Consider the following 359-nt stretch of genomic DNA (forward strand, 5'->3'; position numbering starts at 1 on the left):
GCTCAGCGACGAGCAGATCGCGACGGTTTCAGGGCTCACGCTGGCAGAAATCCAGGCGCTTCGCCAACACTGAAACGCTCCAATGAATGGGAAGCCTACCGCCAGCGCTATCCGCAAGAGGCCACCACAATGACCGGATTCGTCGCCAGATTCACCGAACAGGGTCGCCAGCAGGGCGAGACTCACTTGGTACTGCGACAACTGAACCGTCGTCTGGGGTCGGTGCCGGACGCCTATCGCCAGCGCATCGAATCGCTCCTGGTCGAACAGATCGAAACCCTCGGCGAAGACCTGCTGGACTTCACCGGCCCCGCCGATCTGGAGGCTTGGCTCGCCCGCCACTGACGCACTGTCCTCAA

General features: G+C 62.1%; 1 protein-coding gene. It reads left to right on the forward strand.

Annotated features, from left to right (window positions below; all coding sequences use genetic code 11):
- Positions 1 to 345: DUF4351 domain-containing protein (locus tag F2Q65_RS19825; protein WP_211354127.1), on the forward strand; the 345-nt coding region annotated here is incomplete at its 5' end.
- Positions 346 to 359: the final 14 nt, after the last annotated feature.

This window comes from Thiohalocapsa marina (assembly GCF_008632335.1).
Classification (GTDB): Bacteria; Pseudomonadota; Gammaproteobacteria; order Chromatiales; family Chromatiaceae; genus Thiohalocapsa; species Thiohalocapsa marina.